The sequence below is a fragment of the Bartonella pachyuromydis genome (assembly GCF_039543065.1).
Taxonomy (GTDB): domain Bacteria; phylum Pseudomonadota; class Alphaproteobacteria; order Rhizobiales; family Rhizobiaceae; genus Bartonella; species Bartonella pachyuromydis.
On record NZ_BAABJA010000005.1, the window covers coordinates 111,832 to 126,580 of the forward strand.

Here is a 14,749-nt window from a genome sequence, read left to right on the forward strand (position 1 = left end):
AACAAATTATGGTTGAAAATCGCCCTATTTTGAAATTTCTAACCCATCTCACTCTTATTATTGGTATTATTGTTATTTGTTTTCCTGTTTATGTTGCTATTATTGCGTCAACCCATAGTTCAGCTGCATTTAGTTCAGGGGCACTTCCTCTTTTACCAGGACGACATGCTCTGGAAAACTATCAAACAATCTTTGGTGATGGACTTGAGAAACTCGGACTACCCAATCTTTGGCCACTTTTAATAAATTCGCTTATTATGGCTCTTGGTATTAGTATTGGGAAGATCATTATTTCGCTCTTTTCTGCTTATGCAATTGTTTACATGCGTTTTCCTTTCCGAAAAACTGCTTTTGCTCTCATCTTTATCACTCTGATGCTTCCTGTTGAAGTTCGTATTATTCCAACATATGCAATTGTCGCGCAATTGGGCATGATAAACACCTATAGCGGAATGATTATTCCACTTATTGCATCTGCAACTGCTACATTTTTATTTCGTCAGTTTTTTTTAACTGTTCCAGACGAACTCCTAGAAGCTGCTCGTGTTGATGGTGCAGGACCATTTAAATTTTTTAAAGATATTCTTCTTCCTCTCAGCAAAAGCAATATCGCCGCTTTATTTATTATTATGTTTATTTATGGATGGATACAGTATCTCTGGCCTCTTATCGTTACAACTGATCAAAATCATCAAACTATTCTTATTATTCTAAAACAACTTATTGTAGAATCACTTCAACATGATCCTCAATGGAATATACTCATGGCAGTATCGGTCGTTGCTATGGTGCCGCCTGTTCTTATCGTCATCTGCATGCAGCGACTTTTTATCAAAGGTCTTATTGAAACGGAGAAATAACTGTGGCCATAATCCAGTTATCAAATATAAAAAAACAGTATGACAACGGCATTCTGGTCATTGATGATTTGAACTTAACAGTTGCTGATAGAGAACTTCTTGTTCTTGTTGGACCTTCAGGATGTGGAAAATCAACATTATTACGTATCATTGCAGGGCTTGAACAAGTTACTTCAGGTGAACTCACTATTGATAACGAGCGTATCAATGAGCGTGAACCAGCTGATCGTGATATTGCTATGGTTTTTCAAAATTACGCACTTTATCCCCATATGACAGTTCGTGGAAATTTAGAATATGGTCTTAAAAATCGTAAAACACCTAAAGATGAAATCAATAGACGTATCACACACGCTGCAAAACTTTTGCAAATAGAGCAATTTCTGGATCGTAAACCACGGCAATTATCAGGAGGACAACGCCAACGTGTGGCAATGGGGCGCGTAATTGTGCGTCAACCACGTGTCTTCCTCTTTGATGAACCTCTCTCAAACCTTGATGCGAAATTGCGAGCACAAATGTGCATTGAGATTAAAACACTCCAGCGTTCATTAGGTACAACCAGTCTCTATGTTACCCATGATCAACTAGAAGCGATGACACTCGCAGATAGAATTGTTGTCATGAATAAAGGAGCTATCGAGCAAATTGGAACGCCAATGGAAATTTATGATTATCCAGCAACAACATTTGTGGCTGATTTTATTGGTTCTCCTCCCATGAATTTTCTTGATCGTCAAATCTTAGAACAACACTTAGGCCGTGCATTATCTTATAGTCCAGAAACTGATCTGTTAGCTTTCAGACCAGAGATAATTTTATTGGGAGAATATCCAGATCAAGGACCTGTTTTTCATACACAAATTGAGCTTATCAAGCCTATCGGGACAGGAAGCCATGTTTTAACGCGTTGGGAAGACAATATTTTTACCATTGAAATAAAGGAGCGTTTTACACACGACTATGGTCAAAAATTAAGTTTTACTGTTCCTCATCAGAGCTTTCATACTTTTAATAAAACCACTGGAAAACGTACAGCTAATAAGTAAATAGTGTAGAGGCTTTAACCTTATAAGCACCATCGAGAATGATTCTTACTTATCTCCCTCCTACTAGCCCCATTTCCATTAGGAGGGAAAAGCTTTTTACACAATATATGCTTTTTATCTTTGTGCTCGCAATTGTAAAGCGAGGTCAGGTTGATCTGTGGTGATATAGTGAACAGGCATATCCAACCAATGTGATAATCGAGCTTTTCCATTGATTGTCCATACCCCTACCGTAAAGCCAGCTTCAAGCGCAGATTCAAGAAAGTTCTGTGGGACAATGGAACCATCTAAACTCAAATCAGAATATCCCAATTTTTTCCACTCAGAAAAATGATGTTTCATATCACCAGCAAAACTATCAAGACATGGACCAGATGTTATTCCTGCTTCAATAAAGGGACGAAGACTTGCAGGATCAAAACTGATTGCAGAAACGCGTTCTGCTAAATTTCGGCTTTTTATCAATGTAAGCGCTTTTTGGGATAAAATCGTCTCACGTTCAACTTCACCACATGTTTTAATTTCAAGATGTAATGCAACGTTGGTGGGTACTAAAAGATCAAGCACTTCTTCTAGTAAAGGAGGTGCTTCCATACTTCCTCTTACGCAGAGTTTTTTGCGTGTTTCATTATCAATATCATGAATATATCCTGTTTTTCCAACAAGTTGTTCTAGACGAAAATCATGAAATACAACCACTTCACCGCTTTTAAGTAAATGAACATCGCATTCAATTTCATCAATACCTAACGCTATAGCGTTACGAAATGCCGAAAGGGTATTTTCAGGATAAAGATGCGTTCCACCACGATGTGCAACAATTTTTTTCTCAGGCATGCACTATTTCACACTTCTTAACTTTAAACGATATTTCTTCATACAAATCAGACAATGATTTTAAAAAATCGTTTTTTGTCTACTCTTCTAAAGATAAAATTTTAAACAACACTCTCATTTTTGAAATGACTTTGGAGTTATATCATACACAACATGATTAATGCTCTCTCCTTCACGTATCATACATGATGCAATAAGATTTGTAGTTCATTTCAATCATTCCCACTCAATGGTCCCTGGAGGTTTTGAAGTTATATCATAAACAACACGATTAATACCTCTTACTTCGTTAATAATGCGCGCTGCTGTTTTGCTTAAAAACACCATATCATAGGGATAAAAATCAGCAGTCATTCCATCTATAGATGTCACTGCACGAAGAGCACAAACAAATTCATAAGTGCGTCCATCACCCATCACACCAACGGTCTGAACAGGAAGAAGAACAGCAAAAGCTTGCCAAATTTCATCATAAAGACCAGCTTTACGGATTTCATCAAGGTAAATAGCATCTGCTTCACGTAAAATTTCTAATTTTTCGCGTGTCACTGCTCCTGGACAGCGAATTGCAAGACCAGGACCTGGAAAAGGATGACGGCCTATAAACTGTTCAGGTAATCCTAATTCTCGTCCTAGCGTGCGAACCTCATCCTTAAACAGTTCACGCAATGGTTCTACAAGTTTCATGTTCATGCGTTCTGGTAAGCCTCCTACATTATGGTGGCTTTTAATTGTTATTGATTTACCAATCGCTGAAACACTCTCTATGACATCTGGATAAAGCGTACCCTGGGCTAAAAACTCTGCGCCTCCAATTTTTTTGGTTTCTTCTTCAAAAACTTCAATAAAAAGACGCCCAATTGTTTTGCGCTTTTTTTCTGGATCTGTCTCACCTTCTAAAGCACTGAGAAACATGTTAGCAGCATTAACGTGAATAAGTTCTATATTATAATGATCACGAAAGAGTGTGAGAACTTCTTCAGCTTCATTCTTGCGCATCAATCCATGATCTACCAAAATACATGTTAGCTGATCTCCTATTGCTTCATGGAGGAGCACAGCTACCACTGACGAATCCACACCACCTGAAAGACCACAAATGACACGACTTTTACCAACTTTTTGTCGTATCGTAGCAATTGCCTGCTCACGGTAAGAAGCCATGGACCAATCGCCCTTAAGACCAGAAATTTTATGAACAAAATTTTGCAAAAGTTCTGTACCATCCGGTGTATGAACAACTTCAGGATGAAACTGCACTGCGTAAAGGCGTCTTTTTTCATCAGCAATAGCAGCATAGGGAGCGCCTTTTGAGGTTGCTATGACACGAAAACCTTCAGGTAAAGCCGTTACACGGTCACCGTGACTCATCCATACTTGATAACAAGAACCCTTTTCCCACACACCATCAAAAAGTGCATTCTCCTCTTGTATCTCCAATAAAGCACGCCCAAATTCACGCTCATGTCCAGCTTCAACTTTTCCCCCAAGCTGAACACACATCACTTGTTCGCCATAACAAATACCAAGTACTGGGACCCCCCTTGCAAAAATCTCCATCGGAGCACGCGGTGAACCATCATCAATAACTGAATAGGGACTACCCGATAAAATAATAGCTTTAGGATTTATCCTTTGCATGCCTTCTAAAGCGGATTGAAAAGGGACAATTTCACAATAGACACCCATTGCTCGCACCCGCCGTGCAATAAGTTGTGTCACCTGTGAACCAAAATCAATAATAAGAACAGTGTCTAGATGTGCTATGCTCATAGAAAACCAATCAGTCATTATACAATGAGAACAAATTAAGATTTATTATTCAATCTTTTTCTTTTCACAAGCCTCTTCACTGGAAAAAAAGGTTTTTCTTGTAAAATTTAAAAATACAAAGTGCGAGACGATATCTCAATGTCTTTTTTGCAACACTGACAAAAAGAAACCATCTGTTTTTGTTGCTGCTGGCGATAAGGTGAGTCCATAATTTGAAAAGATTGGTTGCACCGGTGAAGAACTAAAATATTGCTGCCAAAGAGCCCGCATATTTATTGGATAAAAATGACAATATCGTTGTAGAAAGCGAGAAATTTGTTCCTCATTCTCATCCACAAAAAGAGAGCATGTAATATAGACTAAACGCCCGTTTGATTTAAGATAATTTATAGCCTCATGCAAAATAGTCTTCTGTTCTATTTGGCGTTGTTTTACCTGTTCTAACGTCAAGCGCCATTTCGTATCTGGTCGCCGCCGCCATGTTCCTGTACCGCTACATGGTGCATCTAGTAAAACGATATCCATTCGACCTACTAACGGCTTTAATGCTTCTATATTCCTAAGTGGCTGGACATTATGAACACCAGCACGGCGAAGACGCTCAAAAAGAGGAGCCAAACGGGCTTCATTTGAATCATAAGCATAAATTTGCCCTTGATTTTTCATACTAGCAGTCAAAGCTAAGGTTTTGCCACCAGCTCCGGCACAATAATCTAATACTTGCATATTGACTTTTGCTTCGACAAGATAGGCAACAATCTGAGATCCTAAATCTTGTATTTCAAAGTGCCCCTTCTGAAAAGCCGTTTCAACTTGAAGATTAGGATGACGGTTAAATTTTTCAAGCGGCGCAATTCTTAAAGCTTGCGGAAACCATGAAAATGGTTGAGGTTTGGTTTTTACTAATTCTTGTAAAACCTTCTCTGGCGTTGCCTTTAAACTATTCACGCGTAAATCTAAAGGAGGACGTGTTGCTAATGCAGCAGCTTCAACAACCCAATTATCGGAAAATACAGGACTCAAATGCGCTTGACACCATTTGGGAATATCACCACGAATATAGTCTGGAGCATCCACTAATTGTCGTTTTTGCCATGATTGACGCTGCTTAATTCCTAATAGCTGTGGGGCAAATCGATCTCCTGCTAATTCACCATCAATTTGTTCAATGGTCATTTTTCCAGTGTCTAATAAAGCACCAAAAACACTATCTCGAATGTCATCACTTTCCATACGCCATTGTAAAGAATAACGCCGTCTTAAAACATCATAAACAATTGTACTAATTGCTGCGCGATCATTGGCACCGGCAAAGCGATGAGAAAGGCCCCAAGCTTTTAAAGCTTCACTTGCGGGGTAGTGCCGTATTTCTATCTCTTGTAGAATTTCTACTGCTGCACGCAAACGCCCACCTAAGCGCATTCATTTCTCCCATTGAATTTTTGCAATTATTTTAACAATTTAAGTAAAAATAAAATTATCTTTCTTAACGCCAATGGAATTTCTCAAAACTATACAAAACTTACATCGGAGATTAAATGATTCTAATCGCACTTTGTTTAGCATTTCAAACTCTTCATTTCATCTACTATCCCTTTATATTCCCCTCACTCTAAAATACCTCTATTCTATCTTGATACTGTAAGGTATTTTCTTAAAAGTATTTTACAATATATTGATTTATAATGATAATTTATTTACTTGCATGTTGAATAAAAGCTCTGAATATCGTAGAATTTTTTTTATTTCAACCTGTTTATATTCAATCAAATAAAATCATTTTCTTATACATCTAAGCAAGATTAGCGTGTAAGTAAAAAACTCTTAAAGAAAAAAATAAAAATACCTCTCGTGAATGCTCTTAGGTGCCAAAGGCTATTGCAACATGTAGAATATCAATAGTATGATGTTACTAACGTGCTTATTTCATCAATATAAATATGGTGGCGTTCAATGGTTTTATCCATATAGCATTCACCAATGCCTTTATAAAAAGTGCTGAAGCCCTTTGAGAAAGTTTCTTTTAAAAAATGCATGAATTAGCAACGCAATGGCACTTTGTTTTATGGAGAGGACATATCCCATTAAAAAAAATGAGAAAAACACAAGCATAAGGCAATACGTAATCTCTGTTATTTTTTAAAGATATAATTCTGAATGCTTATGAAAAGCGTAAAACTGAATTAAAGAAGATGGTAAAAACGGAAACTGATTTCTGCCTTTACAGCTTTATCTCCTCTCCAAATAAGGCTATCTTCCTGTCTCAAAAATTACCTAAACAAATATAAGCAATATGCTCGCCCCTATTTGCCATACAAAAGCTGAAACTGCTTATAAGCTCTTATTCATCTTAATTTCTATCTCAAACATATGGCTGTATTAGATTTGAATGTTGGTTTACAAGCAACAATCATCCCCTTCTTATTTCCTTATAAATTAAGTTTTCAGACCTCTCTATAAACAGCACTTAACATCAGATATCGCTCTATCTTGAAAAGACTACCTTTCTTTAAAAAATGAAAAACATTCCTCTTAGGATCAACATGTCCATATGATTCCTGACAAAATATTAACTTTTTAGAAAAGGCTTGGAACCACTATTTGGCATGACCGTTTTTATTATACTGGCCTTAAGCCAGATAATTTAAAAGGAGAAAATAATGAACACTTATAATAATGGAAAAACGACTTCATCTAAAAGCCGTCACAATACAATGCCCTCAAACAATGGAAAGAAATCCATCCAAAGTGATCAGGCTAACACTCGCCAACGTGCGTCAAAGTCGACACGAAAGACGACAAAAAGTTAATTCCCTTAATTTCGTATAACACGCAGAAAGAATTGGAATATAAGCCTCCAATTCTTTCCCTTTTAGAGTTACTACACTAAACTATAAAGAGAAAAATGATAGTCTCACTACATTTTCTTAAAGAATTTTATACCATGTCACATAGCTCTATACACTTATACATCAAACAGGGCCTCGGTAATTTGGACTCTCCCGTGTGATAGCAACATCATGTGTATGACTTTCATGGAGTCCAGCATTGGTGATACGAACAAACGTCGCTTTTTCACGAAACTCTGCTAAATTCTTCGCCCCAACATACCCCATTGAGGCTCGCAATCCACCAGCAAGTTGGTGCAAAACCGATGCTATAGGGCCTTTATAAGCGACTTGCCCCTCTACACCTTCAGGAACCAATTTAAGTTCATCACGCACTTCATCCTGAAAATAGCGATCTGCCGATCCCCTTGCCATAGCACCAACAGACCCCATACCACGATAGGCTTTAAAAGATCTCCCTTGATAAAGATAAACTTCGCCAGGACTTTCATCTGTACCCGCTAAAAGAGAGCCAATCATAGCAGCACAAGCTCCACCTGCTAAAGCTTTAGCAAAATCACCCGAAGCTTTAATCCCACCATCCGCAATCACAGGAATACCCGCTTTTTCAGCAACTTCAGCAGCATTCATAATGGCTGCAAGTTGAGGAACACCAACCCCTGCAACAATTCTTGTAGTACAAATAGAACCAGGACCAATACCAACCTTTACCGCATCTGCACCACTATCAATTAACGCCTGTGTTGCCTGAGAAGTCGCTACATTACCAGCAATAACAGCCGGAGAAATCGCCATTTTTTTAATCCGTTCAACGGTCTCTAACACACGTTGAGAATGGCCATGCGCTGTATCAATCACCAATACATCAACACCTGCATCAATAAGTCGTTCAGCCCGTTCAATTCCATCATTCCCCACACTACTGGCAGCACCAACACGCAAACGACCTTGAGAATCTTTGGCAGCATTTGGATTTAATTGTGCTTTTTCAATATCCTTAACTGTTATCAAACCAACACAGCGATTTTGTTCATCCACAACCAACAACTTTTCAATCCTATGATGATGTAAAAGATACTTAGCCTCACTAAGTTGGACATTTTCATGCACCGTGATCAAATTTTCATGTGTCATTAATTCATAAATTTTTTGTTTTGGATCCGATGCAAAACGTACATCCCTGTTTGTCAAAATGCCAACAAGCCGTCCAGCAGTTTCACCTTTAGCGCCATTTTCAACAACCGGAATACCCGAAATACCATAGGAGCGCATCAAAGCTTTCGCCTCTTCAAGTGTTGCATCCGGCCCTATCGTTACTGGATTAACAACCATACCAGATTCAAACTTCTTGACTTGACGAACCTCTTCAGCTTGCTCTGTAGCAGACATATTACGATGAATCACACCAAGACCACCAGCTTGAGCCATAGCAATAGCCAAGCGCGATTCTGTAACAGTATCCATCGCAGCTGAAAGCAACGGCAAATTTAGCTTAATATCAGCTGCAATACGTGTTCTCAAATCTACTTGGCTGGGCATAACAAGAGAATGACCAGGCTGTAAAAGCACATCATCAAAAGTCAATGCCAATACCCCTGTCCCCGTTTCAACAATCTTTGCCATAGCCAAATTCCTTTTATAATAAAATACCGCAAGTAGTTTCATACAACTGCGGTTCTCAAACGTTGTGGATTGGCAAAAAGTTATGCCATGCTACAAAAAAAATGAAAAGAAAAATTAAAATAATTTTTTGATTATAGTCTATAAAATTTATAATTGTGATTCAATGGGTAACCAACTTATTATTTTAGCAAATACACGACGCCAAAAATTGCTTTCCGGCTCATAATCAAGGCTATGCTGTTTTTCGTTTTCAATAAAATCCCAATAAATACGGTTATTATTACCAAGACGAAGATGATAGCTCATTTCGCCCGTGGTTTCTTCAGAAAAAAGCAAATCTAATCTTGCTATAATCGGTGCACATTCAAAAAGAATCCCCATTTCCGTATTCAGCGCAGCAGATCTGGGATCAAAGTTTAAAGAGCCAATAAACGCAGTTTTACGGTCAACTAAAAAAGCTTTAGTATGTAAACTTGCCTTATTTGAACGAAAGAGTCGTAATCCGTGCGTATTGCCGTCGGGTTTTAACTCATAAAGCTTAACACCACTTTTCAATAACGCTTTACGATATGGGACATAACCACCATGTGCCAGTGCCACATCAGTCGCCGCTAAAGAATTTGTAAGAATTTTGACATCAACACCCTTTGAAACCAAATTGCCCAAATTCTGCGTCCCCACTCTACCTGGAACAAAATAAGGAGATGTAATTTGAACCGTTTTTTTCGCATCACCAATAACCTGTGAAAGTGCCTTCATAAGCCAATTTCCAGCTTTTTTGCGCAATGCTTTTTCCGGAGGGTCAGAGAGTACAACAACTTTATCTGCTAAAAACAACCGCTTTCCTGCTTGGATAAAACAATCAAAGCTAATATGTTCTTTAACATAGTCGAGATACACTTTCGCAACCTTGGAATCACGAAACTTACGTAATTTATCCTTCCAATAGCCCAGATCGCTTGCACTTTTAGGGACAACCAAGGTATGAATCGGTAAAACGACAGCACTATTCCAAAAATCATCAAAAATCGTTTCCACCCTTTTAACCGAGGGACCAATTAACATCAAATCTAAATCTCGAAAATGTGATTCTTTACCAGCATCAAAATAAGAATCGGCAAGATTGCGTCCTCCTACAAAAGCAACTCGACCATCTACAATGAAAGCTTTATTATGCATCCTACGCGTTACAGTAATTGCCCGCAATATAATCTCTAAACCACGACGTAATCCCCCCTTACGTGATCGTCCTGGATTAAATACTCTCACTTCAATATGCGGATGTTTATCCAAGGCAATATAAGCTGGATCACGGGCTTGAGCATTAATATCATCTAAAAGAAGACGCACTCGAACACCACGATCAGCAGCCTCTACTATTTCACTTAAGAGTAAGCGCCCTGTTAAATCATCATCCCAAATATAATACATGAGATCAAGACTACGTCCAGCCTGTGCTGCTCCTATGGCACGAATACAAAACGCATCTAAATTGCTAATAATGAGTGAAAGGCCATCTTTATCAATTCCTAACCCACCAGTTTCCTCTGCCAAACGGCTTATTATACGGTCAAATTTGGTTTCATCTTTCTGAACAGCCAATGCATAGGAACATACTCCCCTAGCATTTTTCATAAAACGCCCATATGTGTAGATAGCCAACATAGAGGCAATAAAAAAAAATATGGTAAAACTGATAACAATCTCTAAAAAAGTCAAAGAGAACAAACTTTCTATTTTAAAGCCATCGCACCACCAGCGATGCGAACCACAATATTAAAATGAGTGATCCAACCTCAATCATTATAATAGACAGCATGCCATCTCTTACTTAAAAGAAGATAAACTTAGCTCAAGTTATAAAAAATAAAAAAAGAACAGAACATTAAAACTGCGTTTATTTTAATAAAATCAATACTTATTAAATTTTTAAAATTATTGTCAATATCCAACCTACAGTACACAATAATTCTTTTAGAATCCCGCTTTTCTACAGCTGATATTAAAAGCTATTACAATTTTTTGAAGATTATCCTTCTTATAAACGGATATTTATCGTGAATTTTATTTCCGTTCTTGGTTTCTTATTGCTCTCAATGCTTCTATTTTTCGATACAACGTAGAGCGACCAATATGAAGACGGCGTGCAATCTCACTCATATGTCCCTTATAATGTTTAACCGATTTCTCAATAATATCACATTCTATCTCTGCGAAAGTGCGGACATGCCCATCAGCATTCAAAAATTGTATTGATTCTTGTTCATGATCCTCTTGAACATCACTCTCAATAATATTGGGTACACTTATTAGCGGATTTCCCATTAACTGGGGAAAATCCCGAACCGTTAACAAAGGCCCCTCACTAAGTAAAACCGCACGAAATAAAAAATTTTCAAGTTCATTTCGATTACCAGGCCAATCATACTGCATAAGCAATGAAAGAGCAGATCCTGCTAAACCATGTACATGCGATCTCCCCGTTTCGATAATAATGCGGTCAATCAAATGTTGCGTAAGCTCTGGAAAATCATCTCTCAATTCCCGCAAAGCAGGAACATTAATCGATAATTGGGAAAATTGTTCAAACAAACTGTGCGAAAAACAATCTTCTTTAACCAGATCTGAAAGCCGCGACGCTGAAATAGCCATAATACGAACAGAAGGAGGGGTGTTCTTGGCTACCTTCTCCCTCTCTTGAAGATAACTTGCAAAACGCTTTTGCTGTATGGGCTCAAGTCGATCCACATCAAAAAGACAAAGTGTTCCTCTTTCAAGAGCAGAAACCATTGGTAAAAACTCTTGAAACCACTGACGATTTTCTTCTTCTGGATCAACGATAGAGGAACATTGAAAGCGAATAAAAGCCCCATCTGATAGCAAACCCTCATGATGAATAATGCGCGCCAATGTTTCGCGACCAGTTCCATTTTCACCTTCTATCAAAAGATTCTGTAACGAAGAGGCAGCATTCCTCGATTGTTCCAAAACAATCTGCATTGCCCTGCTTTTTATGCAGAGATCAGAAAAACGCAAGTGATTCTCATTTTTGCGCTGAATATAACGTACCTCATGTTCCAATGCTGAAATAAGAAAAAGATTATCTAAAGTCACTCTTAACCGTAGGGGTGTCACTGGATAAATCCAATAATCAATAGCTCCCGCTGTCAAAGCTTTCTGGAGTAAATCTTGATTCTCTTGTTGTGCTATCACAACAAGAGGAACAGAAACACCAGCAACCCTAATCATTTTAATCAAATCACCCACACTCAAATCACTCATAGCGACATCAAGGAGTGCAAGCACAATATTTTTACGTCTGTGTAAAAGATCAATCGTACGCAAGCCATTTTCTGCTTCAATGACACGGTGACCAAAACCTCGAAGCATAGCAGAAAGCTCTATACGTCTTCCATAATCTTCACTCGCAACAAGAATGGGACCAACCATAATTTTAATAATCTCCTTCGAGACTACTAAACAGCTTCATGTAACAATTGTTGTAAATCATAAGAAATATTTCGCCTCTTGTATTTATTACAAATTTCATCAAGCCGTTAATTAAATACAACATTAAGGCATTTTTTTCCATTTTTTTACTTTTTCATTGATTTTTATCAAATTTTTTATCTTGACTCATGGAATAATTTAACAATGTTATAGAGATTAGAGAGTAAAGTAACATAAATAGAGTGAAACAAATGAAACACATCTGCCGTATTTTATGTCTTACAATCACCGCTTTGGTATTAGCTGCCTGCGTCTTTGCACAGCATTATGGACAGAATATACCAACTGGAATTGATGGTAAATGGGTTGATGAAAATGGTATCATTTCTTCTTTCCGCAAAGGTGTTTTTGAGACCCGTGCTGCAGATACAGAAGAAAAATTATCAGAAGGTACCTATAATTATGTCAGTGCTCAACATATAGAAATTGAAATACGCTCCATTCTTCGTGGAACAATTTCTAAAGTCAACTGTATGATATCACAAGATGCAATGCAATTGCTCTGCTCATCATATACAGGATCACAATTTTCACTTAAAAGACAATTTTAATGAAATAAAAATTATAGCTTCTATGAAAAATGCAATAAATACACATGTCAGAAGGTATCAACCCTCCTGCTAGTGAGTTAAAATGTGCAAAAGCAGTGTAGTGCTTTAGATGTAATATGTCCATTTATAATGGTAATTTACTGTTTTGCATATTGAATGAAAAGATCGAGTATGTAAAATCTTCTCATTCCAAACCTTTCCCATAGTGAATCAATCATAACTATTCGCTTGCACCTTAAAAACAGGATTAGGGTGTGGATAAAAAACTTTTTATAAAGAGTAAGTATGTCTTTCAAGACCCTTTTTAAGTGTCAAGGGCTGTCATAACATCGGAGGCTGACAAATTATATGATGATTCCGACTTGCTTCTTCATAAGTGCAAAGATGATAGTGCTCGATAGATTTCATTATATCATTCACGAATGGTGTCGCAAAACGGCTTTTGAACCTTAAGAGATATTATTCTATAAGTACGTGAATTTGCAACACAATAGCATTCTGTTTTACGTGAGTGACATAATCACATTAAGCAAAATTTGTAAACACCATAAAATACATAAGCAACTATCTTCACTAAGCTCCCCATAAAACTACTACCTAATAAAATTTTATCTTTATTACTGTAAGCTGTTTTCACTCTAAAATAAATTCTATCTGGTATGGATACTCCCACTTATGCAGCACCAATGCGCAAAAGATCATGAAAATGAACAATACCTATTGGTTTTTTATTTTCAACTACAAAAAAAGCACCAATATGGTGATCATTAATAAATGCTGTTGCAGCTCCTACTAGTGTATTTGGCTCCAGAATTTTAGGATTTTTTGTCATCACCTCATCAACATTAAATTGTGATAAGTCAAAATGCATGTTGCGTGCAAGATCACCGTCGGTCACAATCCCGATTAATTCACCTTTTTTATTTATAACGCCAACACAACCAAAATGTTTTTCAACCAAAACATTCATCGCTTCAGTCATAGTTGTTCCCCGTGCAACTAAAGGAATACTATCACCTCTATGCATGATATCACGCACATATTTAAGGCTTGCACCAAGGGAACCACCAGGATGATAAATTTTAAAATCGGTTGCAGTGAAGCCACGTATTTCTAAAAGAGCAACAGCCAATGCATCTCCCATTGCTAATTGCATAATGGTTGAAGTTGTAGGAGCAAGCCCGTGGGGGCAAGCTTCTTCTATCTTTGGCAACAAAAGTACAATATCAGCTTGTCTTCCTAATACAGAATTTTCCCCCGATGTCATGGCAATAAGTGGTATGCGAAAACGCGCAGCATGATTGATAATACCACTTAATTCTAAAGTTTCACCTGACCATGACAAAGCAAGAATAACATCATCCGGACCAATCATACCAAGATCACCATGATTGGCTTCTGCAGCATGAACAAAAAAAGCTGGTGTCCCAGTGGAAGCTAAAGTTGCTGCAATTTTTGTACCTATATGCCCACTCTTGCCAAGACCTGTAATCACCACATGGCCCTTCGCATTTCTGATGGTTTTAACAGCCATTGCAAAAGAGGAAGAAAGATCGCTAAGAAGAGCTGCTTCAAGTGCTTCAAGCCCTTGTTTTTCGCTCGCAAGTGTTTTAAGCGCCGAAGCAATGGCACCTTGCAAAACCATATGAGAAGACTGTATTATCATGATCAAATTTGATAAATGAAATTAAATGAGA

11 protein-coding genes are annotated in these 14,749 nt (G+C 37.7%); 4 read left to right on the forward strand and 7 right to left on the reverse strand.

Annotated elements, in window-relative coordinates; all coding sequences use genetic code 11:
• Nucleotides 1-8: 8 nt before the first annotated feature.
• Nucleotides 9-860: a sn-glycerol-3-phosphate ABC transporter permease UgpE gene (ugpE, locus tag ABD917_RS05155; RefSeq protein WP_345119030.1), complete on the forward strand. Its 852-nt coding sequence runs from the start codon at nucleotides 9-11 to the stop codon at nucleotides 858-860.
• A gap of 2 nt (nucleotides 861-862) precedes the next feature.
• Nucleotides 863-1,909: a sn-glycerol-3-phosphate import ATP-binding protein UgpC gene (locus ABD917_RS05160; protein WP_345119031.1), complete on the forward strand. Its 1,047-nt coding sequence runs from the start codon at nucleotides 863-865 to the stop codon at nucleotides 1,907-1,909.
• 114 nt (nucleotides 1,910-2,023) lie between these two features.
• Here ABD917_RS05160 and ABD917_RS05165 read toward each other — a convergent pair whose 3' ends face one another.
• From ABD917_RS05165 to ABD917_RS05175, 3 genes are all read right to left on the reverse strand, one after another.
• The gene (locus ABD917_RS05165) at nucleotides 2,024-2,746 is read right to left on the reverse strand and encodes a glycerophosphodiester phosphodiesterase (protein ID WP_345119032.1); all 723 of its coding nucleotides are present in this window, start codon (nucleotides 2,744-2,746) and stop codon (nucleotides 2,024-2,026) included.
• A 216-nt stretch (nucleotides 2,747-2,962) separates the two neighbouring features.
• Nucleotides 2,963-4,519: a glutamine-hydrolyzing GMP synthase gene (gene guaA, locus ABD917_RS05170; RefSeq protein ID WP_345119033.1), complete on the reverse strand. Its 1,557-nt coding sequence runs from the start codon at nucleotides 4,517-4,519 to the stop codon at nucleotides 2,963-2,965.
• A 135-nt stretch (nucleotides 4,520-4,654) separates the two neighbouring features.
• Entirely contained in the window at nucleotides 4,655-5,941 is a 1,287-nt protein-coding gene (locus ABD917_RS05175; RefSeq protein WP_345119034.1) for an RsmB/NOP family class I SAM-dependent RNA methyltransferase, read from the reverse strand.
• Nucleotides 5,942-7,179: 1,238 nt separating this feature from the next.
• Between ABD917_RS05175 and ABD917_RS05180 the strand changes: the two genes are divergently transcribed.
• Nucleotides 7,180-7,329 carry a hypothetical protein gene (locus ABD917_RS05180; protein WP_345119035.1) on the forward strand — a complete coding sequence of 50 codons (150 nt, stop codon included), beginning with the start codon at nucleotides 7,180-7,182 and terminating at the stop codon, nucleotides 7,327-7,329.
• 162 nt (nucleotides 7,330-7,491) lie between these two features.
• Here ABD917_RS05180 and guaB read toward each other — a convergent pair whose 3' ends face one another.
• The 3 genes from guaB to ABD917_RS05195 all read right to left on the reverse strand — a co-directional run bounded on the left by guaB (nucleotide 7,492) and on the right by ABD917_RS05195 (nucleotide 12,441).
• On the reverse strand, nucleotides 7,492-8,991 hold the full coding sequence (gene guaB / locus ABD917_RS05185; RefSeq protein ID WP_345119036.1) for an IMP dehydrogenase: 1,500 nt from the start codon (nucleotides 8,989-8,991) through the stop codon (nucleotides 7,492-7,494).
• A 147-nt stretch (nucleotides 8,992-9,138) separates the two neighbouring features.
• Entirely contained in the window at nucleotides 9,139-10,710 is a 1,572-nt protein-coding gene (locus ABD917_RS05190; RefSeq protein WP_345119038.1) for a phospholipase D family protein, read from the reverse strand.
• Nucleotides 10,711-11,055: 345 nt separating this feature from the next.
• Complete coding sequence (locus tag ABD917_RS05195) at nucleotides 11,056-12,441, reverse strand: sigma-54-dependent transcriptional regulator (protein ID WP_345119039.1); 1,386 nt, start codon at nucleotides 12,439-12,441, stop codon at nucleotides 11,056-11,058.
• Between the two features lie 251 nt (nucleotides 12,442-12,692).
• Here ABD917_RS05195 and omp10 point away from each other — a divergent pair, with 251 nt between their 5' ends.
• On the forward strand, nucleotides 12,693-13,052 hold the full coding sequence (gene omp10, locus ABD917_RS05200) for an outer membrane lipoprotein Omp10 (protein WP_345119040.1): 360 nt from the start codon (nucleotides 12,693-12,695) through the stop codon (nucleotides 13,050-13,052).
• A 673-nt stretch (nucleotides 13,053-13,725) separates the two neighbouring features.
• Here omp10 and ABD917_RS05205 read toward each other — a convergent pair.
• Nucleotides 13,726-14,718, reverse strand: coding sequence for a KpsF/GutQ family sugar-phosphate isomerase (locus ABD917_RS05205; RefSeq protein ID WP_345119041.1), 993 nt, complete (start codon nucleotides 14,716-14,718; stop codon nucleotides 13,726-13,728).
• Nucleotides 14,719-14,749: the final 31 nt, after the last annotated feature.

Excerpts from the sequence above, each read along its gene's own strand:
- ABD917_RS05180 (WP_345119035.1), top strand. The coding sequence starts at position 7,180 with ATGAACACTTATAATAATGGAAAAACGACTTCATCTAAAAGCCGTCAC.
- ABD917_RS05195 (WP_345119039.1), bottom strand. The coding sequence starts at position 12,441 with ATGGTTGGTCCCATTCTTGTTGCGAGTGAAGATTATGGAAGACGTATA.
- ugpE (WP_345119030.1), top strand. The coding sequence starts at position 9 with ATGGTTGAAAATCGCCCTATTTTGAAATTTCTAACCCATCTCACTCTT.
- guaB (WP_345119036.1), bottom strand. The coding sequence starts at position 8,991 with ATGGCAAAGATTGTTGAAACGGGGACAGGGGTATTGGCATTGACTTTT.
- guaA (WP_345119033.1), bottom strand. The coding sequence starts at position 4,519 with ATGAGCATAGCACATCTAGACACTGTTCTTATTATTGATTTTGGTTCA.
- ABD917_RS05165 (WP_345119032.1), bottom strand. The coding sequence starts at position 2,746 with ATGCCTGAGAAAAAAATTGTTGCACATCGTGGTGGAACGCATCTTTAT.
- ABD917_RS05175 (WP_345119034.1), bottom strand. The coding sequence starts at position 5,941 with ATGCGCTTAGGTGGGCGTTTGCGTGCAGCAGTAGAAATTCTACAAGAG.
- ABD917_RS05205 (WP_345119041.1), bottom strand. The coding sequence starts at position 14,718 with ATGATAATACAGTCTTCTCATATGGTTTTGCAAGGTGCCATTGCTTCG.
- omp10 (WP_345119040.1), top strand. The coding sequence starts at position 12,693 with ATGAAACACATCTGCCGTATTTTATGTCTTACAATCACCGCTTTGGTA.